We start from the raw sequence: 26,710 nt of genomic DNA on the forward strand, positions 1-26,710 counted from the left end.
ATGTTCGCCTACCTGGTCAGGCGCCTGCTCGTCACCGTCCCCACGCTGCTCGGGGTGAGCGTGGTCGTGTTCCTCTCGCTCCACCTCACCCCGGGCGACCCCGCCCAGGTGATGCTCGGCCCCAAGGCGACGGCGACCTCGCTCGCCGCGCTGCGCCAGGAGCTGGGCCTCGACAGGCCGGTGCCCGTCCAGTACGCGCGCTGGCTCCGGGGCGTCGTGACCGGCGACTGGGGGCGCAGCATCCAGCTCAAGGCGCCGGTGCTCTCGCTCGTGTGGCAGCGCTTCCAGGCGACGCTCGTGCTCTCCGCCGCCGCGCTGCTCGTCGCCGTGTCCGCCGGCGTGACGCTGGGCGTGTTCTCGGCCGCCAGAGCGGGGTCGCTCGCCGACCGCGCGGCGATCGCGACCAGCCTCGTCGGCTACTCCCTGCCGCCCTTCTTCCTCGGGATCGTGCTGCAGGTCGTGTTCGGCCTGCGGCTCGACCTGTTCCCCGTCACCGGCATGCTGCCGCCCGGCGGGGGCGGGTTCGCCGACATGCTGCCGCACCTGGTGCTGCCCTCGCTGACCCTCGCCGCCGGGATCGGCGCGCTGCTGGCGCGGATGACGCGGTCGACGATGATGGACGTCTTCGGCCAGGACTTCGTGCGCACGGCGCGGGCCAAGGGCCTGCGCCCGCGGGTGGTGACGATGCAGCACGTCTTCCGCAACGCCCTGATCCCCATCCTCACGGTCATCGGCCTGCAGATCGGCTACGTGCTCGGCGGCGCGGTGCTCGTCGAGCAGGTGTTCTCGTGGCCCGGCATCGGCACGCTGGCCGTGAACGCGATCCTGGCCCGCGACTTCCCGCTCGTCCAGGGCGTCTCGCTCGTCGTCGCCACCTCGTACGTGTTCGCGAACCTCGTCACCGACGTCGCCTACGCGCTCGTAGACCCGCGCGTGACGTTCTCGTGAGCCTGGCGACCACGGCGGGCGCGGCGGCCGCGCCGCGCCGGCGCTCGACGTTCCGTCGCTTCCTGGGCGAGCCCGTCGCCCTGGTCTCCTTCGCGTTCCTCGCCGTCGTGGTCGCCGCCGCGGCCCTGGCGCCGTGGCTCGGCCTGCCCGACCCGGTGCGCGGGTCGCTGATCGACCGCCTCCGGCCGCCCCTCACCCCGGGCCACCCGCTCGGCACCGACGAGTTCGGTCGCGACCTGCTGTCGCGGGTCGTGTGGGGCGCGCGCGTCTCGCTCGGCGTCGGCTTCGGGGCGGTGGGGTTGGCGGTCGTCTGCGGCGTGACCCTCGGCCTCGTGAGCGGCTACCTGGCCGGCGCCTTCGACTTCTGGGTGCAGCGTCTCGTGGACCTGCTCATGGCCTTCCCCTACATCCTGCTGGCGCTGATCGTCGTGGCGATCCTCGGCCCCGGCCTCGGCAACACGATGCTGGCCATCGCCATCGCCGGCGTGCCCTACTACGTGCGCATCGCTCGCGGCAGCGCGCTGAGCCTGCGGAGCCGGGAGTTCGTGGAGGCCGCCGTGGCGTCGGGCGCGCGCACGCCGTGGATCCTGGCCAGGCACGTGCTCGCGAACAGCCTCAGCCCCATACTCGTGGCCGCGACCCTCGACGTGGGCTTCATGATCATGGCCGCGGCCGGCATGAGCTTCCTCGGCCTCGGCGCCCAGCCGCCGCTGGCCGAGTGGGGCGTGATGCTCTCGAACGGTCGGCAGTTCCTGCGCGTCGCGCCCTGGGTGTCGCTGGTGCCCGGCGTGACGATCTTCCTCGTCGTCCTGGCGCTGAACCTGCTGGGCGACAGGCTGCGCGACCTGCTGGACCCGCGGGCCACGGGGCGGTAGGACGGCTCCTCGGGCCGCGCGACGCCAGGGGCCCGGGCGCGCGCCCGGGCCCCGTGCCCGCGGGCGCGGCGCCTCAGGCCCTGACCGGCGTCACCTTCCTGAGCCGCAGCTCGAGGGGCAGGCCCTCGACCGTGTGCGTCTCGGCGTGGACGTCGGGCTCGTCGTGAGGGGCCTCGGAGAGGCTGCCCTCCAGCGTGAACTCGGTGGCGAGGACCTCGGCCGCCACCGACGCGCCGTGGGTCCTCAGGGCCTCGTGCAGCTCGCCGGTGGCGCGCAGCTCCAGGGCGATGCGGTCGCTGACCTCGAGGCCCGCCTCCTTGCGCGCGTTCTGGACCAGGCGCACGACGTCGCGCGCGAGGCCCTCGAGCCGCAGCTCGGGCGTCACCTCGGTGCGCAGGGCGGCCAGGTAGCCGCGCTCCTCCTGCGCCGCGTAGCCCGCGGGGCTGCGGGCGTCGAGCAGCAGGTCCTCCGGCTCGAGCTCGACCTCCTGCCCCTCGACCTCGACGACCGTCGGGCGCCCCTCGCGCACGTTCGCGGCGACCTCGCGCCCGTCGAGCTCGGCCAGCGCGGCGCGCAGCGCCGGCAGCAGGCGGCCGAGGCGCCTGCCCAGGCGCGGCAGGTTCGGCTTGACCTGGTAGTCGACGAACGCGTCGGTGACGCCGAGGAAGCGGACCTCCTTGACGTTCAGCTCCTCGGCGAGCTGGTCGGCGAAGCGCCTCACCCCCTCGAGCTCCTCCTCGTCGCGCACGCGGACCAGCACCTCGCCGAGGGGCTGGCGGAGCTTGACGCCGGCGGCGGCGCGGGCGGCCCTGCCGAGCTCGACGACCCGCACCAGCGCGCGCATGGCCGTGACCAGGGAGACGTCCTTCAGGGCGGGGTCGGCCTGAGGCCAGGCGGCCAGGTGGACGCTCGGCTCCGAGCCGGGCCTGACCGAGAGCTCGAGGTTGCGGTAGAGCTCCTCGGCCGTGAAAGGCGCCATCGGCGCCATCAGCTTCGCGACGGTGAGGAGCGCCTCGTGCAGGGTCGCGTAGGCGCACAGCGAGTCCTCGCGCTCCTCCGGCGCGGCGTCGCCTCCGCGCCAGAAGCGCTTCCTGTTGCGCCTGACGTACCAGTTCGACAGCTCGTCGACGACGAAGTCGCGGATGGCGCGGCTGGCGGTCGTGGGGTCGAAGCCCTCGAGGGCGTCCGTCACGGCCTCGATAAGCTCTTGCAGACGGGCGACGTGCCACCTGTCGATGAGGGGCCTCCGGGCGGGAGGCGGCGCCGCGCCCAGGTCGGGGTCCTCGAGGTTCGCGTAGAGGACGAAGAAGCCGTAGACGTTCCACAGCGTCATGAAGAAGTCGCGCTGGACCTCGTCGACGAGCGCGGCGCTGAAGCGCTTCGGGGTCCCGGCGGGGGAGGAGGCGTAGCAGTACCAGCGCAGCGCGTCGGCGCCCTGCTTGTCGAGGACGGTCCAGGGGTCGACGACGTTGCCCTTCGACTTCGACATCTTCTCGCCGTTCTCGTCGACGATGTGGCCGAGCACGTTGAGGTTCCTGAACGCCGAGGTGGGCGGGAACATGTGGGAGAGCGCGCCGGGCGGGCGTCCGGCGGACGGGTCGCCGGGGTCGGTGAGCAGCGTGGCGAGGGCGTGGAGGCTGTAGAACCAGCCGCGCGTCTGGTCGACGGCCTCGCAGATGTAGTCGGCGGGGAAGTTCCTCCTCAGCGCCTCGACGACCTCGGGCGGCGACTCCTCGCCCCGGTAGTGCCACTGGGCGTAGGGCATCGCGCCCGACTCGAACCAGACGTCCACCGTGTAGGGCTCGCGGCGGAAGAGCTTGCCGTCCTTGACGAAGGTGACCTCGTCGACGTAGGGGCGGTGCAGGTCGAGGCCGGAGAGGTCCCGGCCGGTGAGCTCCTCCAGCTCCCTGACGCTGCCCACGCACACGACGTCCTCGCCGTCCTCGCTGCGCCAGATCGGCAGCGGCGCGCCCCAGTAGCGCTCGCGCGACAGCGCCCAGTCGACGTTGTTCTCGAGCCAGCGACCGAAGCGCCCCTCGCGCATGTGCTCAGGGTGCCAGCCGATCACGGCGTTGTTGCTGAGCAGCAGGTCCTTGACGGCGGTGGTCCTGATGTACCAGCCGCGCTTGGCGACGTTCATGAGCGGCTTGTCGTCGCGCCAGTTGAACGGGTAGCCGTGCCTGACCGTGCCGGAGCGGTACATCAGGCCGCGGCGCGTGAGCTCGGCCGTGATGTCGTCGTCGGCGTCCTTGAACCAGGCGCCGGCGAACGGGCCGGGCTCCCTGGCGCGCGCGAGCAGCGCCGCGGCGTCGAAGGGCTCGTCGCGCGGCGGGTACTCCGTCACGGGCCTGACGTCGGGTACCACGGCGCCGGTAAGGTCGACCGACCAGAGCTGGGGCAGGCCGTGCCGGCGGCCGACGTCGAGGTCGCCGTAGGCCGGCGCGACGTGCACGATGCCGGTGCCGTCGTCCAGCGTGACGATCTCGTCCACCACGACCCGGTAGACGTTCTCGAGGTCGGCGCCCTCCGGCGCGCGGCCGAGCAGGACGGGGTGGTAGCGCAGGCCGGCGAGCTCCTGTCCCGTGGACCGCGCCAGCACGCGGCCCTGCGCGCCCTCGAACACGGCGCCCAAGCGGTCCTCGGCCACGACGTAGAGCTCGGCGGCGGGCTCCGCGCCGTGCGCCCGCGGGCCCTCGACGAGGACGTAGGCGGCGTCCGCCTTCACGGCCAGCGCGGCGTTCGCGGCCAGCGTCCACGGCGTCGTCGTCCACGCCAGGAAGCTCACCGGCCGCTCCTCGCCGGCCGGCAGGAGCCCCCTGGCGCGGAGGTCGGAGGTCACGGCGGGGAACTTGGGGAAGACGGACGGGTCCTCGACGTCCTCCCGGTAACCGAGCGAGACCTCGTGCGAGGCCAGCGTCGTGTTCGAGGAGGGGCTGTGCCAGGTGGTCTTGTAGTCCTCGTACAGCAGGCCCCTGTCGAAGAGCTGCTTCATGATCCACCAGCACGACTCGATGTAGCTGTTGTGGTAGGTGACGTAGGCGTCCTCGAGGTCGATCCAGTACCCGATGCGCTCGGTCATCGCGTTCCAGTCCTGGATGTTCGAGAAGACGTCCTCGCGGCAGAGGCGGTTGAACTCCTCGATGCCGAACTCCTCGATCTGCTGCTTGCTGGTGAACCCGAGGCGCTTCTCGACGGCGATCTCGACGGGCAGGCCGTGCGTGTCCCAGCCGCCCTTGCGGCCCACGCGGTAGCCCTGCATCGTCTTGAAGCGCGGGAAGAGGTCCTTGTAGGCGCGGCTGATCACGTGGTGGACGCCGGGCTTGCCGTTCGCCGTCGGCGGGCCCTCGTAGAACACCCAGTCGCCCTTGGGCGCGGGCCTGTCCACCGAGCGCCTGAAGACGCGCTCGCGCTTCCAGAACTCGATGACCTCGCGCTCGAGCGCGGGCCAGTCGACCTGCGGCCTCACCTCTGTGAACCTCACTCGCTGCCTCCCGGCGCCTGCGGCGCCTACGACCCTGCACCGGGGCCATGAGAAGGCGCCCCAGCGCTACGTGGTGAGCGTTGGGGCGCCTGTGATCGAGCGCGGTACCACCCAACTTCGCGGCTGGCCTCACGACCGCCGCCTCCGCGGCTGCCCCGCCGACGGCGGGAGAGCCTGGCGCGTGACGTGCGCCACGCGGCCCCGTCTACTTGGCGCCCAGGCGCCGTTCGGGGGGCGGCTCGGGGAGGATACGGACAGCGCCTGTGCTCGCCGGGCTCTCACCGTCCCCGGTTCGCTGGGGAGCCGTCGGCGCTCCGTGCGTTCCCGTCACAGCCGTGGCCCGGGCGTCCCGGGCCGTGCCGCAGCCGCTTTACAACGCGGCCAGCGGCGCATATACTCACGCTAGCAGCAGGCCTGTAGGACGTCAATACGCCGCTGCGTCTCCTGGCAAATCCGGATCGAACGCTCATCCCAAGCTCCTGTCCGCGTTCGGCGTGTGGTGGACCGCTAGCCTCGAAGGCAGGCTCTTGGAACCCGGCACGATCCGGGACCGGACGCCGCGACGCGCCGCACGGCGGCGTGCCGGCGGGACGAGGCGAGACCCGCTTGGGAGACACCTACCAGCAGACGCCCCATGGGAACGGAGTGACGATGAGCCCAAGAGCCAAGAGCAGCGAGGCCGAGGCAGCCGCGCCGAGCGAGGAGACGCAGGTCCGCCGGCGGGGACGCCCCCGCAAGGAGCCCGCCGCGGCCGAGAACGACGCCGTGGAGGCCGAGGCGGCGGTCACGCCGCGCCGCCGCGGACGCCCGCCGAAGGACCGCTCGGCCCTCGACGACGCCGCACGCGACGGCGCGGTCGTGGAGGAGGAGCGCGCGCCGAGCGGCGACGCGCAGCCGCGCGCCGACGTGCAGGAGCGCGCCGAGCCGGAGCCGCGCGCCGGGGCCGAGCCGGCCGAGAGCGCCGACGAGGCGCCGGCCGAGGAGCGCCAGGGAGCCGGACGCCAGGCCGACCTGGAGCAGCAGGGCGACAGGCGCGGGCGACGCGGCAGGAACCACGGACGCAAGGGCGCCGTGAACTTCCGCGAGCTGCAGGCCAAGGTGCTGCCCGAGCTCCACCTCCTCGCCAAGGAGGTCGGGCTCGACGAGTACAGGCAGATGGAGAAGGACGAGCTCGTCGTCGCCATCCTCGAGCGCGCCACCGAGCAGGAGGGCCTGCGGCTCGTGCGCGGCTACCTCGAGATCTCCTCGGACGGCTACGGCTTCCTCCAGGAGTCGCTGCTGCAGAACAACACCCGCAGCGTCATCGTCTCCGCCGGGCTGATCAAGCAGTTCAGGCTGCGCACGGGCGACATGATCCTCGGCAAGGCGCGGCGCCCCCGCGACAACGAGCGCTACGGCACGCTGATCCGCGTCGAGGCCGTGAACAACGTCGACCCGTTCCAGGCCTCGAAGCGCCCGCGCTTCGAGGAGCTCGTCCCCACGTTCCCCGACAGGCGCATCCAGCTCGAGACCACGCAGAACGAGCTCTCGGCGCGCGTGATCGACCTGCTGGCGCCCATAGGGCGCGGCCAGCGCGGCCTGATCGTGGCGCCGCCCAAGGCGGGGAAGACGACCCTCCTCAAGAAGATCGCCAACGCCGTCGTCACGAACGAGCCTGACATCAAGGTCATCGTCCTGCTCGTCGACGAGCGTCCCGAGGAGGTCACGGACTTCCGCGAGTCGGTGAAGGGCGTCGAGGTCATCGCCAGCACGTTCGACGAGCCGCCCTCGAACCACATCCGCGTGGCCGAGTTCGTGCACGAGCGCGCGCGGCGCATCGTCGAGGACAACGGGCACGTGATGATCCTGCTCGACTCGATCACGCGCCTGGCGCGCGCGAACAACCTCGTCACGCCGCCCACCGGTAGGACGCTCTCCGGCGGCCTCGACTCGAACGCGCTGCACTGGCCGAAGCGCTTCCTCGGCGCCGCGCGCAACATCCGCGGCGGCGGCTCGCTGTCGATCCTGGCCACGGCGCTCGTCGAGACCGGCTCGCGCATGGACGACGTGATCTTCGAGGAGTTCAAGGGCACCGGCAACATGGAGCTGCACCTCTCGCGCCAGCTCGAGGAGCGCCGCATCTTCCCGGCCATCGACATCCTCAAGTCGGGAACGCGCCGCGAGGACCTGCTCCTCGACGAGGCCACGCTGGCGAAGATGTGGCTGCTGCGCAAGGTCATCTCCGACATGGACCCGGCCGAGGCGATGGAGATGCTGCTCTCGCGCCTCGCCCGCACCAAGAGCAACGCGGAGTTCCTCTCCACGCTGGGCCAGGGTTAACGGTATGCACCGGTCGTGGGCCGGGCTCTGCTGGCGCTGGCCTGCCTCGCCGCCCTCGGCTGCGCCTCGGCGCAGGGGGGAGACGCCAGGCAGGCGCTGAGGGACGCGCAGCTGGCGCTGCTGCCGGCGGCGCTCTCCGACCTCGCCGACGTGCGGCTGGCCTCGCAGAGCTTCGTCTACCCGCTGCACGGGCGGCTGAGCTCCGGCTTCGGGTGGCGGAACATCTCCGTGAACGGCAACCGCTACCACGCCGGCGTCGACTGGGCCGCGAACCTGGGCACGCCGGTGAGGGCGGCGCGCGACGGCACGGTCGTGCGCGCCGGCTGGTGGGGCACCTACGGCTACGCCGTGGCCCTCGACCACGGCGACGGCAGCGAGACGCGCTACGCCCACCTGAGCGCGGTGCTCGTGGCGGCCGGGGCGGTCGTGAGGCAGGGGGACGTGATCGGGCTCGTCGGCTCGACCGGCGCCTCCACCGGACCGCACCTGCACTTCGAGCTGCGCTTCGGCGCGCAGGCGGTCGACCCGCTCGGGTACCTCGAGGAGGGCCGGGAGGCCGCGGGTCGGTGAGCGAGGCGAGGAGGGCCGGGAGGCCGCGGGGCGGTGAGCGAGGCGAGGAGGGCCGGGAGGCCGCGGGTCGGTGAGCGGCGCGGCGCCCGCGGCGGGGACGCGGCCGGCGGGCGACGCCCCGTCGCCGTCCGCGTTGACCACCTACGGTGACGCGGTTATACTCGACCAGGTTACTCGGAATGGTTCCGAGTTTCGCGGCGGCCGGTCTCCGGCCGCACAGCCTCGGTCACGGCAAGGGAAGCCTCACATGTGGGTCTCGACCAGGTCTCAGTACGGCATGCGCGCCCTCGTCGAGGTCGCGCTGGCCGGCGACGAGCCCGTCAGCCTCAAGACCGTGGCCCAGCGACAGGACCTGAGCCAGCAGTACCTGGAGCAGATCTTCGCCACCCTGCGCCGCGCCGGCATCGTCGAGTCGGTGCGCGGCGCCCGCGGCGGCTACCGGCTCGCGCGCCCGCTCGACCAGATCGCCAGCCTCGAGGTCGTCGAGCTGCTCGAGGGCAGCCTCGCGCCCGTCGCCTGCCTCGACGACACGGGCTGCGTGCGCGTCGGCGCCTGCTCGACCGAGGGCCTGTGGCGCGAGGTCGACGAGGCCGTGCGCCGGGTGCTCGGGTCCACGACGCTGGCCGACCTCGTCGCCGAGCGCCGCCGGCTCGAGTACGCGCCGCCCGAGGGCGCGCAGAGCCTGCCCGTCGTCGGCGACGGCGCCGCCTGAGCCGGCCGCTGCCCTAGGGACGGACCCGAGCGGACCAACCCATGGAACGCATCTACCTGGACCACGCGGCCACCACGCCGCTCGACCCCCTGGTGCTCGAGGCCATGCTGCCCTACCTCAGGGACGTGCACGGCAACCCCTCGAGCCTCCACGCCTCCGGCCGGCGCGCGCGGCGCGGCGTGGAGGAGGCGCGCGAGCGCGTCGCCGCGGTGATGGGCGTGAGGCCCAAGCAGGTCCTCTTCACCTCCGGGGCCACAGAGGCCGACAACCTCGCCCTGCGCGGCCTGCTGGCCGGGAGGGACGGCGCCCTGGTGACGAGCCCGCTGGAGCACGCCGCCGTGCTGCGCACCGCCGAGGCGCTGGCGCGCGAGGGCCGGCGCGTGGCGCACGTGCGCCACGGACCGGGCGGGGCCATCGGCGGGCCCGAGGTCGCCGACGCGCTGGAGCGCGCCGGGGAGGCCGCGCTCGTCGCGCTGATGCTGGTCAACAACGAGACCGGCGTGCTCCTCCGCGCCCCCGCCGCGGCCGCCGCCGCGCACGCTTCCGGGGCGCTGTTCTTCTGCGACGCCGTGCAGGGCCTCGGCCTCGAGGACGTGTCGCTGCCCGCGCTCGGCGCCGACGCCGCGTCGCTGTCGGCGCACAAGGTCGGCGGGCCCAAGGGCGTCGGCGCGCTGGTCCTCGGGCCCGGCCTGGAGGTCGAGCCGCTGATGGGCGGCGGCTCCCAGGAGCGCGGCATGAGGCCGGGCACGCAGAACGTGCCGGCGATCGTGGGCATGGGCGTGGCGGTCGAGCTGGCGGAGGCGCGCCGCGCGGAGCACCGCGCCCGCCTCACGGCGCTGCGCGACGAGCTCGAGGCGCTCCTGACGCGCGTCCCCGGCGTGAGGGTGAACGGCGCCGAGGCGCCGCGCGGCGCGAAGCACGTGAACGTGAGCGTGGAGGGCGTGGACGGCGAGACGCTGCTGATCGCCCTCGACGACGCCGGGGTGGAGGTCAGCGCCGGCTCGGCGTGCGCCGCCGGCAGCCTCGAGCCCAGCCACGTGCTGCTGGCGCTGGGCCTCCCGCCCGGCGCGGCGAAGGCCAGCGTGCGCTTCAGCCTCGGCTACCCCACGACCGCGGAAGACGTGAGGGAGGCCGCCGCCCGCTTCGCTGACGTCGTAGCGCGCTGCCGCGCCGTGGCGGCCTGAGGCGTCCTCAGGCGCTGCGCACGCGGGCGGCCCTGGCGAGTATCGCCTGCGGGTCGTCGAGGTCGGCGGCGCGGACCGTGATCTGGGTGACGTCGCTGCCTGGCACCTCGAACATCAGGGGGGAGAGCACGCGCTCCATCACGCTGCGCAGGGCCCTGGCGCCGGTCTTGCGCGCCTGCGCGCGCCGCGCGATCTCGACCAGCGCCTCGTCCTCGAAGCTAAGCTCGACGCCGTCGAAGGCGAACAGCTCGACGTACTGCTTGACGAGCGCGTTGCGCGGCTTCGTGAGCACGTCGACGAGGGCCTCGAGGGAGAGCTCGTGCAGGCGCACGACCACTGGCAGGCGGCCGATGAGCTCGGGGATCAGCCCGAAGGCCATCAGGTCCTCTGGCAGCACCTCGGCGTCGCCGAGCGCCTCCTCGGCCTCGCCGGCCGCCTGGAAGCCGACGCGCGAGACGTCGAGGCGCCTGCGCATGATGTCGCCCAAGCCCTCGAAGGCGCCGCCGCAGATGAAGAGGATGTCGCGCGTGTCGACGTCGATGAGCTCCTGGTGCGGGTGCTTGCGCCCGCCCTGCGGCGGCACGTGCGTGACGGTGCCCTCGATGATCTTCAGCAGCGCCTGCTGCACGCCCTCGCCGGAGACGTCGCGGGTTATCGACGGTCCCTCCGACTTGCGCCCGATCTTGTCGATCTCGTCGATGTAGATGATCCCGCGCTGGGCGGCCTCGACGTCGTAGTCGGCGACCTGCAGCAGGCGCAGGACGATGTTCTCGACGTCGTCACCCACGTAGCCGGCCTCGGTGAGCGTGGTGGCGTCGGCTATCGCGAACGGGACCTTCAGCGTGCGCGCCAGGGTCTCGGCCAGCAGCGTCTTGCCGGTGCCGGAGGGGCCCACGAGCAGGACGTTCGACTTCTGTATCTCGCTGCCGGGGTGCGCCAGGCGCCGGTAGTGGTTGTAGACGGCCACGGCCAGCGTGCGCTTGGCGTCCTCCTGCTCGATCACGTACTCGTCGAGGACGCGCTTGATCTCGCGGGGGACGGTCGTGGGGAGCTGGCGGTGCCGGCGCGCCGCCGCGGCGACGACGCGCTCGCCCATGCGCCCGGCGCAGTCCGTGCAGAGGAGTGCGCCGCTCGCGGAGGCGACGAGCTCGACCGTGCCCTCGGTCCGGCCGCAGATGGCGCAGCGCGGCACGTCGCCTCCGCGCGGGGTCATCAGGAGCCGAACCTGCCCGGCGCCCGCGGCTCGATCACGCGGTCGATGAGCCCGTACTCGAGCGCCTGCTGCGGCGACATGAACCTGTCGCGCTCCATGTCGGCGCGCAGCTTCTCGCGCGGGTGGCCGGTGTGGCGCTGGTAGATCTCCTCCATCATGTTCCTGATGTCGGCGAACTCCCGCGCCTGGACCTCGAGGTCGGGCAGCGACGCGCGCGGGAAGCCCGCCGAGCCCGCGTGGATCATGATCCGCGAGTGGGGGAGGGCCACGCGGTGGCCCTTCTCGCCGGCCATGAGGATCGCCGAGCCCATGGACATCGCGATGCCGACGCAGTTCGTGTGCACCGGCGCCGAGATGTACTGCATGACGTCGTAGATCGCCAGGCCGGCGTAGACCTCCCCGCCGGGGCAGTTGATGAAGAGGTTGATGGGCTGCTCGCGCGACTGCGAGTCGAGGAGCAGGAGCTGCGCCGTCACGACGTTCGCCACCTCGGCGTCGATCGGCCCGCCCAGGAAGATGATGCGCTCCTTGAGCAGGCGGCTGTAGACGTCGTAGGTGCGCTCGCCCCGGCCCGTCTGCTCGATGACGTAGGGGATCAGTGGCATGGCTGACTAGAGCCTAGCACCAGCCGGCGGCGCCGCCGGGCGGCCGGGCGCGCTCAGCTCTCGTGCTCGTGAGCGTGGTCATGGTCGTGCCCGTGACCGTGGTCGTGCTCGTGGTCGTGGTCGTGGGCCTCGTCCTCGGCGTCGAGCGACGCCTCGGCAGCGGCGACCAGCTCCTCGGCGCCGGCCCCGGCGTCCTTCTCGCCGGTCAGCTCCGCCACGAGCTCGCGGACGGCCTTGTCGCGCGTGAGCATGAAGCGGTAGTTCGCCACCCACTCGTCGCCCATGTCCCGCACGAACGACCCGACGTCCTGGCGCCGCTGCGCGGCCAGGAACCTCAGGGCCTCGAGGAGCTCGGCCTCGGAGAGCTGCGTGCCGCGCACCTCCATGAGGCGCTCGAGGACGAGGTCGCGCTTCACGCCGCGCTCGGCGGTCTCGATGAGCTCCCTCTCGAACTCCTCGCGCTTGCCCCTGGCGTCGAGCCTGGCCAGGTAGCTCTGGAACGTCTCGCCGCGCTGCTGGAGGTCCTGGACGAGGTTCTCCAGCAGCGTCTGCTGCCTGCGCCTGACGAGGCCGGGCGGCAGCTCGAGGGTCGCGCCCGCCACGAGCTTGTCGATGAGCTCGCCGCGCCTGGCCTCGTACGCCTGGCGGCGCAGGTCGTCGGCGATCGAGGACCGCACGTTCTCGACGACCTCCTCCCAGGTGTCGACGCCGAGCTGGGTGGCGAGCTCCTGCCCCGCCTCCGGCTTCTCCTTCGCCTTGACGTCGACGACCTTGACGCGCATGCGGCGCACGCGCGGGGCGCCGCCCTCTTCGGGGTCGGCGTCGTCGGTGAGCGTGACCTCGCGCTCCTCGCCCATCGCCATGCCCACGAGCTGGCCCACCAGCTCCTCGTGCGCGCGCTCGAGGTCGACGGGGAACGTGCTGGCGGGAGGCACCTCGGCGGAAGCAGCGTCGTCGTCCGCGGCCCCGGCGGGCTCGGTCGCGGCCGACGCGCCCTCGCCGGCGTCGGCCCCGTCCGCCGCGGGCCGTTCCGCGTCGCCTTCCGCTGTCTCTCCGGCGCGGTCGTCGCCCTCGGCAGGCAGGCTGCGCGCCTCGATCACCACGTAGTCGGTCGGCTCGACGGGCCTGTCGACGGGGACCAGCGTGGCGTGCTCGCGGCGCAGCTCCTCGACGGCCTCGGCGACCATCTCGTCGGTCACCTCGCGCCCCTGAGACTCGAGGGTGATGCCGGCGAGGTCGGGCAGCGTGACCTCGGGGTAGAGCTCGGAGTGGATCTCGAAGCTGTAGTCCTGCCCAGGCACCGGGTCGTGGGCGTGGAAGTGCGTGCTGATCGGCAGGAGCTCGTGCTCCTTCATCGCCGCCTGGAACGTGGCGTCGATGAGCTTCTCCTTGACCTCCTCGGCCAGCGCGTCCTCCCCGACGCGCTTGACCAGCACCCCGCGGGGCACGCGGCCCGGCCTGAAGCCGGGGACGCGGACGCGGCGCGCGAGGTCGGAGAGGACCTCCTCGAACGCCTCGTCGACCTGCGCGGCCGGCACCGTGACCTTGACGGTCGCCTCGACCGCCTTCTTGTCGATCAGCTCGGTCCTCATCGGTCTCCTCCGGGCCCGCGGGAGCGCGGGCCCGCGTGCAAAGGGAAGCGGCAAGCCGCGAGCTTGCCGCTCCGTGGTGCGAGGAGCGGGACTTGAACCCGCACGGCTAGGCCACTGGATCCTAAGTCCAGCGCGTCTACCAGTTCCGCCATCCTCGCGTGGCGGGTCGGGCGGGGCGATCGTGCCCCGCCCGCGCCCTGGGCGTGGTTCGCCCGCACTGCCTGGGGTGGATGATGGGACTCGAACCCACGGCCCTCGGAACCACAATCCGATGCTCTAACCGGCTGAGCTACATCCACCGTGCCGGCAACGAGTGATTGTAACAGACGGAAGCGCGTTCGGTGTCGGCGGTGAGGCGAGAACGGCGCCCTCAGGGGCGCCCGGCCGCGCTCCTGACGAGGCTGAGCGCCGCGCCCGGTGACCGGCGCGCTCGTCCGCGGGAGCTAGCCGACGCCGGCGCCGGTGACGCCGGCCCTCGGCGGCGACGCCGTCGACGCTCTCACGGGGCCTCATCGTCCGCTCCCCCGCGCACCGCACACTCCGGGGGGAGCGGGAGGTGCGCGCATGGGCAGGCTCGTCGTGGTGTACGGCATGGACAGCGAGCTGGAGGAGGCCCTGGACCGTCTGCGGTCGGCGGGGCTGGGCGAGGCGGCGCGGGTCGTGCAGGGCGCGCCGGAGGACGGCGGCGCGGACGGCGCGGAGCCCGCGGCCACCCCCGAGGACGGACCGCGCGCCGACGTGATCGTGCCGCCCTCGGCGACGCTCGGCGCGAGCGGCGCGATGGGCACGCCGGCGGCCGTGTCGCCCTACGCCGCGCCGGGCGCCCAGGCCGAGGCCGAGCGCGCGGGCGCCGGCGGCTGGACCCTGGCCGAGATCGAGGACATCACGGGCTCGCGCGGCGACGAGGCCAGGCACCTGCAGCGCGTCGTGGCCGGCAGCGGCTCGCTGCTCGTCGTCGAAGGCGGCAGGGACGTCCTCGACGAGGCCGAGACGGCGCTGGCCGGTCACACGGGCCAGGGGTCGGTCAGGCGCTGACGCCCCCGCGCGACCTGACGACCGCGTAGGCTGCGGCGGCCGTGGTGACGGCGAGCGCCAGGAGGGCCGCGGCGTAGTCGCCCGTGGCCACCCGCAGGGCGCCCACGGCCAGCGGAGCGACGGTCTGCACCACGGCGATGAGCGTGCTCATGCTGCCGTTGATCGCACCGTAGTTGGCGCTGCCGAAGCGCTCGGCGACGAGGCCGGCGCGGCCGAGCGTGCTGGCGCCGTTCGCGCAGCCGAACAGAGCGGCGAAGGCGAACAGGCCGACCGCCGGGAGCGGCAGGACGAGCAGCAGCAGGGCGACGACCCTCAGCCCGAACGTGACCGCGGTCAGCGTGGCCAGGTCGACGCTCCGCGCCGCGGGCGTGAACAGCAGCCGTCCGGCGAGCTGCATCGCGCCCACGAGCCCGACCACCGTGGCGACGAGCGCCGGGTCGTGCCCGCGCTCGAGCAGCAGGGGCACGGCGTGAGCCGCCATCGCGACCACGGCGACGCGGTCGAGCGTGAAGCCGGCGGCCAGCCACCAGAACGCGCCGCTGCGCAGCGCCTCGCGCACGCGCACGGCGGGCTCGGCGGGGGGCGCGCCGTCGCCGGCGAGCGGGTCGCCGTCCGGGCCGGTGCCCAGGCGCCGCGGGTGGTCCCGCAGCACCAGCGCGTGGAGGGGCACGGTCGTGAGGAGCGTGACGAGCGCCAGCACGCGCAGCGCCTCGCGCCAGCCCAGGGACGCGACGAGCCAGGTGGCCAGCGGCACGAAGACGGTGCTGGCCAGGCCGGCGACGAGCGTGACGATCAGCAGCGCGCGCAGCCGGTGCCGTCGGAACCAGACCGCCAGCACCGTGAACGCCACGTCGTAGAGGACCGCGGACATCACCAGGCCGATGCCGGCCTGCACGAGGTAGAGGCCGGGGAGGCCCTGCACGTACGACCAGGCCAGCACGAGGCCGGCGCCGGCCAGCGACGCCGCCGACATCAATCCCCTGGCGCCGTGACGGTCCACCCAGCGGCCCACCGGCACGGCCGTGAGCCCGGAGAGCAGGAGCGCGAGGGAGTAGGCGCCGGAGGTCTGCGCCCTGGTCAGGCCGAGCTCGGCCTCCATGGGCAGGGTGAAGACCTGGAAGGAGTAGAAGAGGACGCCGAACCCCACGGTCTGGGTGACGGCGAGGGCCCAGGCGATGCGCCAGCCGTGGAAGCCTCGCGGGGCGGTGGTGGGGCCGGCTGACATGCTGCGGCCCACTCTCGCACGGCGCTGGTGCGCTGCGCGAGAGCGGGCCGCGAAGGATCGGTCAGGGTGTCAGGAGGCCCTGCTGGGTGGCGTGGTCGACGAAGGCGAGGCGCACGTGGTAGTGCGGCTCGGCCATGCCCGGGTGTCCGCCGTTGAAGGTGACGTCGACGTGGTCGACGGTCAGGCCCAGCTCGGCGAGCAGGCCCGTCGCGAGGTCGTCCCAGTTCGTGGCGTTCTGCATGGCGCTCACGGGGACCATGAACAGCACCTCGACGAGGGAGCCGTCCGTGCCGTAGGCCAGCCAGGGGCCGACGGGCGCGTTCGCCGGGTCGATGTAGAGGGCGCCGGCTCCGGGGATGAAGTCGGGGAGGGGGAGGAGCGTCGAGGCGTTGACCCACGGCGCCGGGGGCGGCTCGGTCGTCAGGTCCTGGGCGGCGGCCGCGCTCAGTAGCGCCGCCGTGAGCGACAGGGCCAGCAGGCGCGCCAGCGCGCGCCGGTACTTGCGTTGCTCCATGCCTGGCATCCTTCCGGCCGCGGGCGCTGCGCATGCGCCGCGGCCCGCTGCGTGATGCGGCCGCACCACGAAGCTAGCACCGGGCCGACAATAATGCAACAACTTTATGCCATTATTGTCGCCAGGCTATGCTGGCGCGGGAGGCCGAGATGCTGGGGCAGAGCGACACGCGCGGCGACGTCATGCTGCACCTGCTGCGCAACCGCGAGCGCGGGCTGACGCTCGACGAGCTCGCCGAGCGCGTGGGCGTGTCGCGCAACGCCATCAGGCAGCACATCACGGCGCTAGAGCGCGACGGGCTCGTCGGTCCCGTCGGGCTCAGGAGGACCGGCCGGCGCCCGTCACGGGCCTACGGCCTCACGGCGGAGGGGGGAGAGCGCTTCCCGCGACAGTACGACCGCCTCGCCCTGGCCCTCCTGGAGGCGATCCACGAGCGCCTGGGCGAGGACGCCGCCGAGGCCGTCCTCGAGGTGATGGTCGAGGACCTGTCGCGCCCGTGGCTGCCCGAGCTCGAGCGCCTCGCGCCGGACGAGAGGCGGGCGCGGGTCGTCGAGATCATGAACGACCTCGGCTACCACGCCACGCGGGCGGAGGACGGGCAGGGCGTCAAGGCCGTGAACTGCGTCTTCCACAACGTCGCGCGGCGCAACAGGGCCGTCTGCCGCTTCGACGAGCGCCTGCTGTCCCGCCTCCTCGGCGAACAGGTGAGGCTGACGTCGTGCATGGCCCTCGGCGACGGCGCCTGCGTGTTCGCCGGGGCCCTCGCCGGCGTCGCGCCCGCCGAGGGCCGAGCGCAGCGCCGCCCCTGAGCCGGCCGGAGAGCAGGGGACGGCCTCCCCCCGGCGCCCGCCTGGAGCACGTCCGGGTCCCGCGCGGCCGGGAGGCCACGTCCGCTGACGCAGCTCGGTCTCGCAGCGGCCTGGCGGCGGCTCCCACACCCGTCGCTGACGTTCCCGCGATCGCGAGTAGCATGGTCCCTGTCCACTGACACGCCGCGTCGCGGCCGTGCCGGAGAGAGGTGCCATGCTCTGCCTTGCGTCAGGGGTGAGGTCGGGAAGGGCCTCCTGGGCCCGCACCATGGGGCTGGCGCTCGCCGCCGCGGCCTGGCTCGCGACGGCGACGGCCGGGTCGCCGCCCGTCGCCGGGCGCACCGACGTCGTGCTGGTGCTCGACGCTTCCGGCTCGATGTTCGACGAGCTGCCCGACGGCCGCCTGCGCATCACGGCGGCCAAGGAGGCGCTGGCCGCGTTCATCAGCCGGCTCCCGGAGGGCGCCGACCTCGGCGTGGGCCTGCGTGTCTACGGCTCGCGCAGGATGGCCCTCGACCCCGAGGCCTGCGAGGACAGCTTCCTCGCCGTCCCCGTGGAGGGGCTCGACCGCGATGCGCTCCTCGCGACGGTGCAGGGCACGGAGCCGCTGGGCGCGACGCCCATCGCCTACTCGCTGGAGCGGGCGGCCGAGGACCTCCGGGGCGCCGCCGGGCGCAAGGTCATCGTGATCGTCACCGACGGCGAGGAGTCGTGCGGCGGCGACCTGCGCGCGGTGGCAGAGCGCCTGGCCGGCGAGGGCTTCGAGATCGACCTGCACATCATCGGCCTGGCGCTCACGCCCGAGGCCGAGAGGAGCTTCGCGGGCATCGGCACGTTCCAGAGCGCGAACAGCGCGGCGGAGCTGGCCGCGGCGCTCGGCAGGGCGGTCGAGCTGGCCGAGGTCGAGGCCGGGGTGGCGGTCACGGTGCGCCTGACCCGGGACGGGAGACCCGCGACGGACGGCGCGACGGTGAGGTTCGTCGACCCTCTCGGCGGCGGGGAACACGCGCTGCGGGAGACCGGCCCCGGCGTCTTCGAGGGCGAGCTGCCGGCGGGCAGCTACAACGCCGTCGTCTCCGACGCCTACGCCGACGCGCCGCTCACGTTCGCCGGCCTGGCCGTCTCGCCGGACGCCGCGAACGAGTTCGCGTTCGAGCTGGCGCCCGCGTTCGCGGTCGCGGTCACCGTGGAGCCCACCGACCCCGTGATGGGCGGCCGCGTGGAGGTGAGCTTCGCCGGCGCCTCCGCGGGCGCCAGCGCCTGGATCACCGTGGCGCCCGTCGCGGCGCCCGACGACGTGCTCCTCGCCGTCGCGGGCGTCAGGGGCGCGAGCGGCGTGGCGAGCGTGCTCGTGCCGTACGAGGAGGGCGAGCTGGAGGCCCGCTACCACCTGGTCCTGCCGGAGGGCGGCACGCGCGTCGTGGGACGCAGCGCCCCGTTCGCCGCCAGGCGGGTGAGCGCCAGCCTCCACGCCCCCGACGAGGTGGCCGGCGGGGCCACCTTCGTGGTCTCCTGGGAGGGACCGGCGAACGACGGCGACGTGCTGACCGTCGTCCCCGTGGGGGCCGAGCCCGCGGCCATGCTCTCCTACGCGTTCACGTCGTTCGGCAACCCCGCCACCCTCACCGCGCCCGTCGAGCCCGGCGACTACGAGCTCAGGTACCTGGCCGCGGCGGGAGGCGGGGTCCTCGTGAGCCGCCCTCTCCGCGTCGTGGCCTCCGAGGTCGCCGTCACGGCTCCGGCCGAGGTGATGGGCGGCGCGAACGTGGAGGTCACGTGGCAGGGGCCGAACGGGCCCCTCGACATGGTCGTCTTCGCGCCGCCGGGAGCGCCGCCCGAGACCTACCTCAGCTACTCGTTCACGCAGTTCGGGCCGACCCTCGAGCTCGTCGCACCCGTGGAGCCTGGACAGTACGAGGTGCGGTACGTGAGCGGCGTCGAGAGGCGCGTGCTGGCGAGCGCGACGGTGAACGTGACGCCGCCGGTCGTCAGCCTGCGGCTGCCCGCCGAGGTCGCGGCCGGAGCCGCCTTCACCGTGGACTGGACGGGGCCGAACGGCGCGGGCGACTTCGTCACGATCGTGAGGGCCGGCGCGCCGGAGGGCGACTACCTGAGCGTCGCCTTCACGGCCTGGGGCGCCTCGCTCGAGCTGACCGCGCCGGAGGAGCCGGGCGGCTACGAGGTCAGGTACGTGAGCGGCGCCGCGAGGAAGACGCTGGAGAGCGTGCCCGTGACGGTGAGGTGAGGGTCGGCTCGCTCGCCCAACACCCTGGTCCGGGCGCGCGGGGAGCCGGTCGGTCGCCTTTCGGCCTGGCGCGGCGCCGAACCGCTCGAGCCGGGCCGGGGACCTGCTCTGACCCGAGCCAGGTCCGCTCCAGGCGGCTTGGCCAGGAGGGTGGCCGCAGCCGTGCGCCACGGGTCGACGGTCGCTTGGCCCCCGCTCAAGCTCTCGGCCACCGCGTTCAGCTCGACGACGTAGAGCCTGTAGAGGTCCCTGATCGTGTCCCCGGGCACGCCCGCCTGGCGCAGCGACAGCTCGGTGGAGATCCAGTGCAGCGCCCTGAGGCCGTCCTGGGGCGGTTCGGGTCCTTCTGCTCCCGCCCAGGGCCCTCTGACGGGGCTGAGAACCCGAGCGGCGGCGCCGTCCGACCGACCGTAGGTGCCCCCGGCGACGCCAAGGGCGTACGAGACCACGGACGCGACTGTCTGCCCACCGCGCACCGCTGGAGCCACGATGGCGCTTCTAGCCAGCCCCTCGGCCTCGTCGGCGAGGCGCTGGCCGGCCGCGAGGCTGGGAGGATGGTGCACCAGCGAGGATTCGAACCCCGGACCTACCGCTTAGAAGGCGGCTGCTCTATCCCCTGAGCTACTGGTGCACGCGGCCGCGTGCCGAGCGGCGCCGGCGCGGGCCGCGCCGCCCGGGACCCGTGCGTTGGTTGGAGCGGGAGACGGGATTCGAACCCGCGACATACAGCTTGGAAGGCTGTCGCTCTACCGCCTGAGCTACTCCCGCGCGGTCGCCTTCGTGTGGTCGGGGCGGCAAGATTCGAACTTGCGACCCCCTGCTCCCAAAGCAGGTGCGCTACCAGACTGCGCTACGCCCCGTCACGCCCCGGCCCGGCGAGGCCGGACGTGAGTCTACCACGCGGAAGCGCGCTGGCCGCGGCTAACCTGGACCCCTACCGCCCACCCGCCGGAGGGACCCATGCTCTGCCGCCCGCTCGTCCGCCACGCCCTCGCACTCGCCCTCGTCTGCGCCGTCGCCGCCCCGGCCGCCGCCCAGCGCTTCGCGTTCGTCTCGACGCGCGTGCCAGACGACGCCGCCGCGATCCACGACAGGCCGCCGCAGAGCGAGGTCTTCTTCTACCGCGACGGCTCGGAGCTGCGGCTCACGGCCACGCCGCACGCCAGCGAGTTCGACCCGGCGCCTTCCCCGGGCGGGAGGTACGTCGCGTTCGTCGCGCACGACCATACCGACGAGGACGCCGGCTGGTCCGGGTGGGGCTGGTACCTGGGGGTCGTCGAGACGCTCACGGGCCGCGAGGTGGCCCGTTGGGACCTGCCGCGCTCGGTGGGGATGACGCGGCCGGCGGGCGGCTTCCAGACGGCGTGGTCCTCCGGAGACACCGTGCTGGTGCAGGTGCCTTCGGCTTCCGGGGGGTGGGAGGTCCACGCCTACGACCTCGCGACGGGCGGGTCGCGTCACGTGACGAGCGGCTTCGGGATCGTCCTGGCGCCGGGCGGGCGGCGGCTGGCGACGTCGCGCGAGGACGGCGTGCACGTCGTCGACGTCGCCAGCGGCGAGGACGTCTCGGCGTACCCTGGCGCGGCCGCGCCGCTGGCGTGGTGGCGGGAGGAGCTGCTGGTCTGGACCGAGTCGGGACTGCTCGTCGTCGACCCAGCGACGCGGGCGGCGCGGCCGGTCGAGACGTCACCGGGGCTCGTGACCGAGGCGCGGGCCGACCCGACGGGGGAGGCCGTAGCCTACGTGAGGCTCGACACCGGCGGGCAGCGGTCCGAGGTCGTCGCGATCGGGCCGGACGGGGTCGCGTCGACGGTCTGGAGCGAGCCCGGCTGGGTGTCCGGCCTCGACTGGCTGGGCCCTGGGCTGCTCGTGTTCGCCGTCGAGGAGCTGACCGGCGACCTGTCGCTGCAGGTCACGGACCTGCTCGGGCACGGCTTCGGCGTCGCGTCGGCGGGGGTCGACCACAGCCCGCGCGCGGTGCCGCGACGGTGAGGCAGGCGAGCGGCGCGCTCGCCCCCGTCAAGTGGCCATGACGAGGGGCACGTAGGCGTCGGCCTCGGGGGTGGCGATGCGCCCGTAGAGCGCGTGGGGCGTGGCGTGCTCGATGCGCACCCGCTTCAGGCCCATGCTCGTCACCTGCTCGCGCGGCACGAGCACGGTGTGGTTCTGGTCGGAGTGGCCGACGACGTAGGCCTCGTCGCGCGAGGTCTCCTTGACCAGCACGCGCAGCTCGCGGCCCACCAGGGCCTGGTTCGCCCGCAGCGAGTGCTCCTTCTGCTTCCTGATGAGCCGCGCCAGCCGCTCGGTCTTCACCTCGCGCGGCATGTCCTCGAAGTGCTCGTAGGAGGGCGTGCCCGGACGCGCCGAGTAGATGAACATGTACGCCTGCTCGTAGGCCACCTCGTCGTAGAGCGAGAGCGTCTGCTCGAAGTCCTCCTCGGTCTCGCCGGGGAAGCCGACGATGATGTCCGTCGAGATCACGACGCCCCGCACCTTGGCGCGGATCTCGCGCACGATCTGCAGGTAGCGCTCGCGGCGGTACTCGCGCGCCATGCGCCTCAGCACCCTGTCCGAGCCGGACTGGACGGGGAGGTGCACGTAGTTGCAGACGGCCTCCTCCTCGGCGATCACGTCGATGAGCTCGGAGGAGAAGTTCATGGGGTGGCTGGTCGTGAACTTCACGCGGGCCACGCCGGTGCGGGCGACCATGCGCAGCAGCTCGGGGAACGAGGGGAGGCCGGGCTGGTCGAGGCCGTAAGAGTTCACGTTCTGGCCGAGCAGCGTGATCTCGCAGGCGCCCGCGGCGACCATCGCCTCGGCCTCGGCGAGGATCACCTCGGGCCTGCGCGAGACCTCTGGTCCGCGCGTCCGCGGCACCACGCAGTAGGTGCAGTGGTGGTTGCAGCCGCGCATGATCGTCAGGAAGCCGGAGAGGCCGCCTGGCGCCGGCGGCACGTGGTCGTGGAGCTCGGGGTCGAAGCCGCGTCGCTCTACGAGCCCGCCGGAGCCGCGCCGCTCGAGCTCGTCGATCGCCGGCAGGACCGAGGTGATCGCGCCGGGGCCGATGAGCAGGTCGACCTCGAACTTCTCGGCCAGCTCCCTGCCCTCCTCGAGCTGGGCGAGGCAGCCCATCAGGCCGACCCTCACGTCGCGTCCGGCGCGCCGCTCCTTGCGCAGCTCGCCGAGGAACGACGCGACCTTCTCGACCGGCTTCCCGCGCACGGCGCACGTGTTGAGCAGGACCAGCTCGGCGTCGCGAGGGTCGTCGACGAGCATGTGCCCGCCCGCCACCAGCTCCGAGGCGATGGTGTGCGTGTCGTACTCGTTCATCTGGCAGCCGTAGGTGACTATCGCGGCTCTCAACGCGCCCTCCAGACAGGTGGACATCCTAGCAAGCGTGTGCCGGTCGGCCTTATCGTGCGGCGTGTCGTCGTTCCGTGAGCAGGTGCTCGAGGTCGTGCGGGCCGTGCCCCGCGGCAAGGTCGTGAGCTACGGGCAGGTCGCGGAGATGGTCGGGGCGCCGCACGCCGCCAGGCAGGTCGGAGCGGTCCTCTACGGCCTGCGCGACGAGGACGGCGACGTGCCCTGGCACCGGGTCGTGAACGCCTCCGGCGGCATCTCGACCTACAAGGTCGGCCACGGCGAGCTGCAGGTGGCGCTGCTGCGTGCCGAGGGCGTGGCCTTCGTGGGCGGCGGCGCGCAGGGGGAGAGGGTGGACATGCGCGCGCACCGCTGGCGGCCGGAGCTGCCGGACTGACGCGGGGCCGGCCCTCGCCCTTCCGCCTAGCTCTGGTGTCGGTGCCGGCGGGCGGGCAGGGCCCGCGGCGCAGGGGTCCCGCGGGGGGCCGGGCTCAACCCACGTGCAGCCGCTCGCCGACGTGGTAGACGAGCACGCGCCTCACCAGCCGCCGCGGCAGCCAGCCCACGCGCACCGTGGCGACGACGACGTAGCCGCCGTGCTCGCGCAGGTTCCTGGCGTTCCAGCGCAGGGCCGGCACGAAGAAGCCGAGGAGCCCGAGCAGGTCGGCGGCGAGCTCGGCGCGCACGTCGCTGTGCCTGGTGACGGGGAAGGGCGCGACGAACCCGGCCTCGAACGCGGCCAGGCGCCTGCCCGGCAGCGTGCCGCCGTCGAGGAGGCGGAACTCGCCCAAGGAGCGGGAGCGCAGCTCCATCCCGGCGTCGCCCGCCCGCTCGTAGTAGCGGTCGACGAGAGCGAGGCTCACGGAGACCCGCTCCAGGCGCACGTACGGCACCAGCCGCAGCTCGGCCGTGAACCCCTCGCCGGTCGCGGCGCGAGGTGGCACCGCCAGCTCGACCTGGTTGAACCACCTGTCCCACACGGCCGCCAGGAGGGAGGAGCCGGCGGCGTAGGCGGCGGCGACCATCTCGGCCACGACCCAGTGACGACCGAGGCCCAGGGCGGCCAGGGCGCCACCCGAGGCGAGCAGCGCGGCGCCGAGGGCGAGGAGCGTCAGCCACCCGAGCGCGTACCAGAAGCCCGGCACGTCTGCGAGTCCCGGTCGGCGCGGCAGGTCGAGCGGCGGCACGAGCACCCCGGCGCGGGCCACGCCGCAGGCCTCGCACACGAGCCCTGAGACGCCCTCGCGCGGCGGGTTCGCGTGGCCGCACGCGGCGCAGGGCCAGGCGCCGCCCGCGGCGGCGGACGCGTCGGTCATGGACGCCCTCGCGTGCTAGGTAGGTGCGCTCTCACGTGTCGGGGACGAGCATAGGGCCCACCGCGGCGCGGGCGCGGGGCGGATCCCACGCCGCGCGGGGACTCGGCGCATGCGGCGCCACCGCTCACACCAGCTGGCCTCGGCGTCGTCCCTCGGTCCCACGCGGTCCCGGCGACCCGCGCGGTCCCGGCCGGGAGCGCGTTCCCACGTATGATGCCCTCCATGCCCGCGCCCAGCGCCCTGGAGCTAGCCCGCGAGCTGGTCATGACGCCGAGCCCCTCGGGCGAGGAGGGGGCCGCCGCCGAGGTCCTCGTGGCGGCGCTGCGGCGGCTCGGCTTCGACGAGGCCTACCTCGACGGGCTGGGCAACGCCGTCGGGGTCATCGACCGCGGACCAGGGCCGACGCTGCTCCTCACCGGGCACCTCGACACGGTCGCTCCCGGCGACCCGAGCGAGTGGCCGCACCCGCCGCTCGGCGGGGTCGTGGCCGACGGACGTCTGTGGGGCCGCGGCAGCGTCGACATGAAGTCGGCGCTGGCGTGCATGGCGGTCGGCGCCGCCGAGGCGGCGGCCGCGGGCTTCGCCGGCAGGCTGCTGCTGGCCGGGGCGGTGCTCGAGGAGGTGAGCGGCCTCGGCTCGGCGCACCTGGCCGCCACGCTGGACTACGACGTGGCCGTCCTCGGCGAGCCCACGGGCCTCGCGCTCAAGCTCGGCCACAAGGGCAGGGTCGAGGTCGTGGCGACGTTCCAGGGCAGGATCGCCCACGCCGCGCGGCCCGAGCTGGGCGAGAACGCGCTCGAGGCCGCCGCCCGCTACGTCGCCGGCCTCCGGGACCTGGAGCTGCCGGCCTCCGCGGTCCTCGGCTCCGCCACCGCCACGCCGACGCGCCTGAGCACGTCGCCGGGCGGCACGACGAACGTGGTGCCGGGCAGCGCCGAGCTGGTCATCGACGTGCGCACCCTGCCCGGGCAGGGCGCGGCGGAGGTCCTCGCGCTGCTCGGCTCCGTGGCGGCGGACGACGGGGTCTCGTTCAGCGTGCCGACCTCGCGCGCGACGCGTCCGGACGGCGGCGTCGAGGAGCGCCCCCACGTGGCGCCCGCCTACCTCGCTGACGAGGGGCACGAGGCGGTGGCCACGGCGCGCGCGGCCCTCACGCGCGCCCTGCGGTCGTCGGGCCGCGAGCTGCGCGAGGGCGTGTGGTGGTTCTGCACCGACGCGCCGCACCTCGCCGTGGGCGGACGCCCCGTCGTCGGGTTCGGCCCTGGCGAGGAGGAGCTGGCCCACACCACCCGCGAGAGCGTGCCCGTGGCGGACCTCGAGGTCGCCGCCCGCGCCTACCGCGAGCTCGCGCTCGCCTACCTGGGAGGTCGTCCGTGACCGAAGGACGCAGCATGAAGGGCGAGACCGTGATCGTCAACGGCGACGAGTGGACGGTCGTCGACGAGGCACCGGCCGCCGCCCTGGCCGAGATGGTCGCGGCGCTCCTCGAGGAGGAGGGGTTCGTCGTGATGGTGCGCGGCCTCGACCTGCAGTCTGACGCGTTCTCGCACCTGGGCTCGACGAACGTCACGGCCACGCACGTGCTCGTGCCGAAGGAGCAGGCTCAGGCGGCGATGGCGCTGATCGCCGAGACGGTCACCGACTACCAGGGCGAGGAGCTCGACGAGCTGATGGAGCGCCTCGCGCGCGGCGAGGCGGTCGAGGGCTTCGCGCCGCTCGGCGAGGAGGACGGTGACGACGAGGAGGACGACGGGCACGGCGAGTAGCGGCGACGAGGCCAAGGGCGGCGCCGCGGCGCTCAGCCTGGCGGGCGCGCTCGTCATCCTGGCCCTGAAGTTCGGCTCCTACCTCGTGACGGGCTCGGTGAGCCTGCTCTCCGACGCGGCCGAGTCGCTCGTGAACCTCGTCGCCGCGGTCGTGCTCACCGTCGCCGTCGGCGTCGCCGCGGCCCCGCCCGACTACAAGCACCCCTACGGCCACACCAAGGCCGAGTACCTCTCGAGCGTGCTGGAGGCCGCGCTGATAATCGTGGCCGCGGCCGTGATCGGGCTCACCGCGGTGCGGCGCCTGCTCGAGCCGCAGCCGCTCGAGCAGGTGGGCATCGGCCTCGGCCTGGCCGCGGCGGCGGCCGTGGTGAACGGCAGCCTGGCCATGCGGCTGCTCCGCGTGGCGCGGCGCGTGCGCTCCGACGCGCTCGCGGCGAACGCCCGCCACCTGTTCACCGACGTCCTCACCTCGCTGGGCACGATCGTCGGCGTCGGGCTGGTGCGCCTCACGGGCTGGCTGCCTCTCGACCCGCTGGTGGCGCTGCTGGTGGCCGCGAACATCGTCGTCACCGGCGTCAACGTCATGCGCCGCTCGCTCTCGCGCCTGCTCGACGAGCGCCTGCCCGAGGCCGACGAGGCCAGGGTGATCGGCGAGATCGAGGGCGTCGACGGCGTGCGCGGCTACCACCGGCTGCGCACGAGGCGGTCGGGCAGCGCCAGGTTCGCCGAGGTGGACGTCTTCGTCGACGGCGACATGCGCGTCGAGCAGGCGCACGAGGTGGCCAGGGAGGTCGAGCGGCGCGTGCGCTCGGCCGTGGAGGGGCTCGAGATGACCGTCCACATCGAGCCGTACGAGGAGGGCGTGCGCGACGTCTCGCGCAGCCCCCGCGAGGAGTACCCGGAGGAGCGCTAGGCCGATCGCGGCGCGGGGCCCGTCGCGC

General features: G+C 73.8%; 23 protein-coding genes and 5 tRNA genes. 14 read left to right on the forward strand and 14 right to left on the reverse strand.

The window, feature by feature from the left end; all coding sequences use genetic code 11:
- A complete protein-coding gene (locus VF202_04140) occupies window positions 1-948 on the forward strand; it encodes an ABC transporter permease (GenBank protein ID HEX7039288.1) in 948 nt (315 codons plus the stop codon).
- A complete protein-coding gene (locus VF202_04145) occupies window positions 945-1,823 on the forward strand; it encodes an ABC transporter permease (protein HEX7039289.1) in 879 nt (292 codons plus the stop codon). The genes VF202_04140 and VF202_04145 overlap by 4 nt, the downstream gene beginning before the upstream one ends.
- Window positions 1,824-1,896: 73 nt before the next feature.
- Here VF202_04145 and ileS read toward each other — a convergent pair whose 3' ends face one another.
- Complete coding sequence (ileS, locus tag VF202_04150) at window positions 1,897-5,304, reverse strand: isoleucine--tRNA ligase (GenBank protein HEX7039290.1); 3,408 nt, start codon at window positions 5,302-5,304, stop codon at window positions 1,897-1,899.
- 1,071 nt (window positions 5,305-6,375) lie between these two features.
- Here ileS and rho point away from each other — a divergent pair.
- From rho to VF202_04170, 4 genes are all read left to right on the forward strand, one after another.
- Window positions 6,376-7,623: a transcription termination factor Rho gene (rho, locus tag VF202_04155; protein HEX7039291.1), complete on the forward strand. Its 1,248-nt coding sequence runs from the start codon at window positions 6,376-6,378 to the stop codon at window positions 7,621-7,623.
- A 15-nt stretch (window positions 7,624-7,638) separates the two neighbouring features.
- Window positions 7,639-8,193, forward strand: a complete 555-nt coding sequence (locus tag VF202_04160) for a M23 family metallopeptidase (GenBank protein HEX7039292.1) — start codon at window positions 7,639-7,641, stop codon at window positions 8,191-8,193.
- A gap of 247 nt (window positions 8,194-8,440) precedes the next feature.
- Window positions 8,441-8,905, forward strand: coding sequence for an RrF2 family transcriptional regulator (locus VF202_04165; GenBank protein ID HEX7039293.1), 465 nt, complete (start codon window positions 8,441-8,443; stop codon window positions 8,903-8,905).
- A gap of 41 nt (window positions 8,906-8,946) precedes the next feature.
- Complete coding sequence (locus VF202_04170) at window positions 8,947-10,089, forward strand: cysteine desulfurase family protein (GenBank protein ID HEX7039294.1); 1,143 nt, start codon at window positions 8,947-8,949, stop codon at window positions 10,087-10,089.
- 7 nt (window positions 10,090-10,096) lie between these two features.
- Here the strand turns inward: VF202_04170 and clpX are convergent, their stop codons facing one another.
- The 5 genes from clpX to VF202_04195 all read right to left on the reverse strand — a co-directional run bounded on the left by clpX (window position 10,097) and on the right by VF202_04195 (window position 13,798).
- Window positions 10,097-11,302, reverse strand: coding sequence for an ATP-dependent Clp protease ATP-binding subunit ClpX (gene clpX / locus VF202_04175; protein ID HEX7039295.1), 1,206 nt, complete (start codon window positions 11,300-11,302; stop codon window positions 10,097-10,099).
- Window positions 11,302-11,907 carry an ATP-dependent Clp protease proteolytic subunit gene (locus tag VF202_04180; protein ID HEX7039296.1) on the reverse strand — a complete coding sequence of 202 codons (606 nt, stop codon included), beginning with the start codon at window positions 11,905-11,907 and terminating at the stop codon, window positions 11,302-11,304. Before VF202_04180 ends, clpX begins: the two co-directional genes overlap by 1 nt.
- Before the next feature lie 53 nt (window positions 11,908-11,960).
- Window positions 11,961-13,499 (reverse strand): trigger factor, encoded by a 1,539-nt coding sequence (locus VF202_04185; protein ID HEX7039297.1) that lies wholly within the window; start codon window positions 13,497-13,499, stop codon window positions 11,961-11,963.
- Between the two features lie 74 nt (window positions 13,500-13,573).
- Window positions 13,574-13,657 (reverse strand) — tRNA-Leu (locus tag VF202_04190).
- 64 nt (window positions 13,658-13,721) lie between these two features.
- Window positions 13,722-13,798 (reverse strand) — tRNA-His (locus tag VF202_04195).
- Between the two features lie 265 nt (window positions 13,799-14,063).
- Between VF202_04195 and VF202_04200 the strand changes: the two genes are divergently transcribed.
- Entirely contained in the window at window positions 14,064-14,534 is a 471-nt protein-coding gene (locus VF202_04200; GenBank protein ID HEX7039298.1) for a hypothetical protein, read from the forward strand.
- Here the strand turns inward: VF202_04200 and VF202_04205 are convergent.
- Both VF202_04205 and VF202_04210 read right to left on the reverse strand, forming a co-directional pair.
- A complete protein-coding gene (locus VF202_04205; GenBank protein ID HEX7039299.1) occupies window positions 14,524-15,759 on the reverse strand; it encodes an MFS transporter in 1,236 nt (411 codons plus the stop codon). The two genes, VF202_04200 and VF202_04205, sit on opposite strands and share 11 nt — an antisense overlap.
- 61 nt (window positions 15,760-15,820) lie before the next feature.
- Window positions 15,821-16,273, reverse strand: a complete 453-nt coding sequence (locus tag VF202_04210; GenBank protein ID HEX7039300.1) for a hypothetical protein — start codon at window positions 16,271-16,273, stop codon at window positions 15,821-15,823.
- 128 nt (window positions 16,274-16,401) lie between these two features.
- Between VF202_04210 and VF202_04215 the strand changes: the two genes are divergently transcribed.
- On the forward strand, window positions 16,402-17,082 hold the full coding sequence (locus VF202_04215) for an HTH domain-containing protein (GenBank protein ID HEX7039301.1): 681 nt from the start codon (window positions 16,402-16,404) through the stop codon (window positions 17,080-17,082).
- Window positions 17,083-17,296: 214 nt separating this feature from the next.
- The gene (locus VF202_04220; GenBank protein HEX7039302.1) at window positions 17,297-19,327 is read left to right on the forward strand and encodes a VWA domain-containing protein; all 2,031 of its coding nucleotides are present in this window, start codon (window positions 17,297-17,299) and stop codon (window positions 19,325-19,327) included.
- Here the strand turns inward: VF202_04220 and VF202_04225 are convergent.
- From VF202_04225 to VF202_04240, 4 genes are all read right to left on the reverse strand, one after another.
- On the reverse strand, window positions 19,258-19,890 hold the full coding sequence (locus VF202_04225; GenBank protein HEX7039303.1) for a hypothetical protein: 633 nt from the start codon (window positions 19,888-19,890) through the stop codon (window positions 19,258-19,260). The genes VF202_04220 and VF202_04225 overlap by 70 nt on opposite strands.
- A tRNA-Arg gene (locus VF202_04230) sits at window positions 19,883-19,958 on the reverse strand. Before VF202_04230 ends, VF202_04225 begins: the two co-directional genes overlap by 8 nt.
- A gap of 61 nt (window positions 19,959-20,019) precedes the next feature.
- Window positions 20,020-20,095, reverse strand: a tRNA-Gly gene (locus tag VF202_04235).
- 15 nt (window positions 20,096-20,110) lie between these two features.
- Window positions 20,111-20,187 (reverse strand) — tRNA-Pro (locus VF202_04240).
- A 100-nt stretch (window positions 20,188-20,287) separates the two neighbouring features.
- On the opposite strand from VF202_04240, the gene VF202_04245 reads away from it, so the two are divergent.
- Window positions 20,288-21,319 carry a hypothetical protein gene (locus tag VF202_04245; GenBank protein ID HEX7039304.1) on the forward strand — a complete coding sequence of 344 codons (1,032 nt, stop codon included), beginning with the start codon at window positions 20,288-20,290 and terminating at the stop codon, window positions 21,317-21,319.
- Between the two features lie 27 nt (window positions 21,320-21,346).
- Here the strand turns inward: VF202_04245 and miaB are convergent, their stop codons facing one another.
- The gene (gene miaB / locus VF202_04250) at window positions 21,347-22,690 is read right to left on the reverse strand and encodes a tRNA (N6-isopentenyl adenosine(37)-C2)-methylthiotransferase MiaB (GenBank protein HEX7039305.1); all 1,344 of its coding nucleotides are present in this window, start codon (window positions 22,688-22,690) and stop codon (window positions 21,347-21,349) included.
- Window positions 22,691-22,751: 61 nt separating this feature from the next.
- Here miaB and VF202_04255 point away from each other — a divergent pair, with 61 nt between their 5' ends.
- Window positions 22,752-23,084, forward strand: a complete 333-nt coding sequence (locus tag VF202_04255) for a methylated-DNA--[protein]-cysteine S-methyltransferase (protein HEX7039306.1) — start codon at window positions 22,752-22,754, stop codon at window positions 23,082-23,084.
- Between the two features lie 94 nt (window positions 23,085-23,178).
- On the opposite strand, the gene VF202_04260 is transcribed toward VF202_04255, so the two are convergent.
- Window positions 23,179-24,003, reverse strand: coding sequence for a zinc finger Ran-binding domain-containing protein (locus tag VF202_04260; protein HEX7039307.1), 825 nt, complete (start codon window positions 24,001-24,003; stop codon window positions 23,179-23,181).
- A gap of 222 nt (window positions 24,004-24,225) precedes the next feature.
- Here VF202_04260 and VF202_04265 point away from each other — a divergent pair, with 222 nt between their 5' ends.
- From VF202_04265 to VF202_04275, 3 genes are read left to right on the forward strand one after another with little or no spacing between them, the layout of a single operon-like run.
- Window positions 24,226-25,380 carry a M20/M25/M40 family metallo-hydrolase gene (locus tag VF202_04265; GenBank protein ID HEX7039308.1) on the forward strand — a complete coding sequence of 385 codons (1,155 nt, stop codon included), beginning with the start codon at window positions 24,226-24,228 and terminating at the stop codon, window positions 25,378-25,380.
- On the forward strand, window positions 25,377-25,769 hold the full coding sequence (locus VF202_04270; protein HEX7039309.1) for a DUF2007 domain-containing protein: 393 nt from the start codon (window positions 25,377-25,379) through the stop codon (window positions 25,767-25,769). The genes VF202_04265 and VF202_04270 overlap by 4 nt, the downstream gene beginning before the upstream one ends.
- Window positions 25,735-26,682 carry a cation diffusion facilitator family transporter gene (locus tag VF202_04275; protein ID HEX7039310.1) on the forward strand — a complete coding sequence of 316 codons (948 nt, stop codon included), beginning with the start codon at window positions 25,735-25,737 and terminating at the stop codon, window positions 26,680-26,682. Before VF202_04270 ends, VF202_04275 begins: the two co-directional genes overlap by 35 nt.
- Window positions 26,683-26,710: the final 28 nt, after the last annotated feature.

The organism is Trueperaceae bacterium, from assembly GCA_036381035.1.
Taxonomy (GTDB): domain Bacteria; phylum Deinococcota; class Deinococci; order Deinococcales; family Trueperaceae; genus DASRWD01.

Excerpts from the sequence above, each read along its gene's own strand:
- VF202_04215 (HEX7039301.1), top strand. The coding sequence starts at position 16,402 with ATGCTGGCGCGGGAGGCCGAGATGCTGGGGCAGAGCGACACGCGCGGC.
- VF202_04210 (HEX7039300.1), bottom strand. The coding sequence starts at position 16,273 with ATGGAGCAACGCAAGTACCGGCGCGCGCTGGCGCGCCTGCTGGCCCTG.
- VF202_04180 (HEX7039296.1), bottom strand. The coding sequence starts at position 11,907 with ATGCCACTGATCCCCTACGTCATCGAGCAGACGGGCCGGGGCGAGCGC.
- VF202_04260 (HEX7039307.1), bottom strand. The coding sequence starts at position 24,003 with ATGACCGACGCGTCCGCCGCCGCGGGCGGCGCCTGGCCCTGCGCCGCG.
- VF202_04165 (HEX7039293.1), top strand. The coding sequence starts at position 8,441 with ATGTGGGTCTCGACCAGGTCTCAGTACGGCATGCGCGCCCTCGTCGAG.
- VF202_04220 (HEX7039302.1), top strand. The coding sequence starts at position 17,297 with ATGCTCTGCCTTGCGTCAGGGGTGAGGTCGGGAAGGGCCTCCTGGGCC.
- VF202_04170 (HEX7039294.1), top strand. The coding sequence starts at position 8,947 with ATGGAACGCATCTACCTGGACCACGCGGCCACCACGCCGCTCGACCCC.
- VF202_04265 (HEX7039308.1), top strand. The coding sequence starts at position 24,226 with ATGCCCGCGCCCAGCGCCCTGGAGCTAGCCCGCGAGCTGGTCATGACG.
- clpX (HEX7039295.1), bottom strand. The coding sequence starts at position 11,302 with ATGACCCCGCGCGGAGGCGACGTGCCGCGCTGCGCCATCTGCGGCCGG.
- VF202_04205 (HEX7039299.1), bottom strand. The coding sequence starts at position 15,759 with ATGTCAGCCGGCCCCACCACCGCCCCGCGAGGCTTCCACGGCTGGCGC.
- VF202_04140 (HEX7039288.1), top strand. The coding sequence starts at position 1 with ATGTTCGCCTACCTGGTCAGGCGCCTGCTCGTCACCGTCCCCACGCTG.
- VF202_04185 (HEX7039297.1), bottom strand. The coding sequence starts at position 13,499 with ATGAGGACCGAGCTGATCGACAAGAAGGCGGTCGAGGCGACCGTCAAG.
- VF202_04245 (HEX7039304.1), top strand. The coding sequence starts at position 20,288 with ATGCTCTGCCGCCCGCTCGTCCGCCACGCCCTCGCACTCGCCCTCGTC.
- VF202_04200 (HEX7039298.1), top strand. The coding sequence starts at position 14,064 with ATGGGCAGGCTCGTCGTGGTGTACGGCATGGACAGCGAGCTGGAGGAG.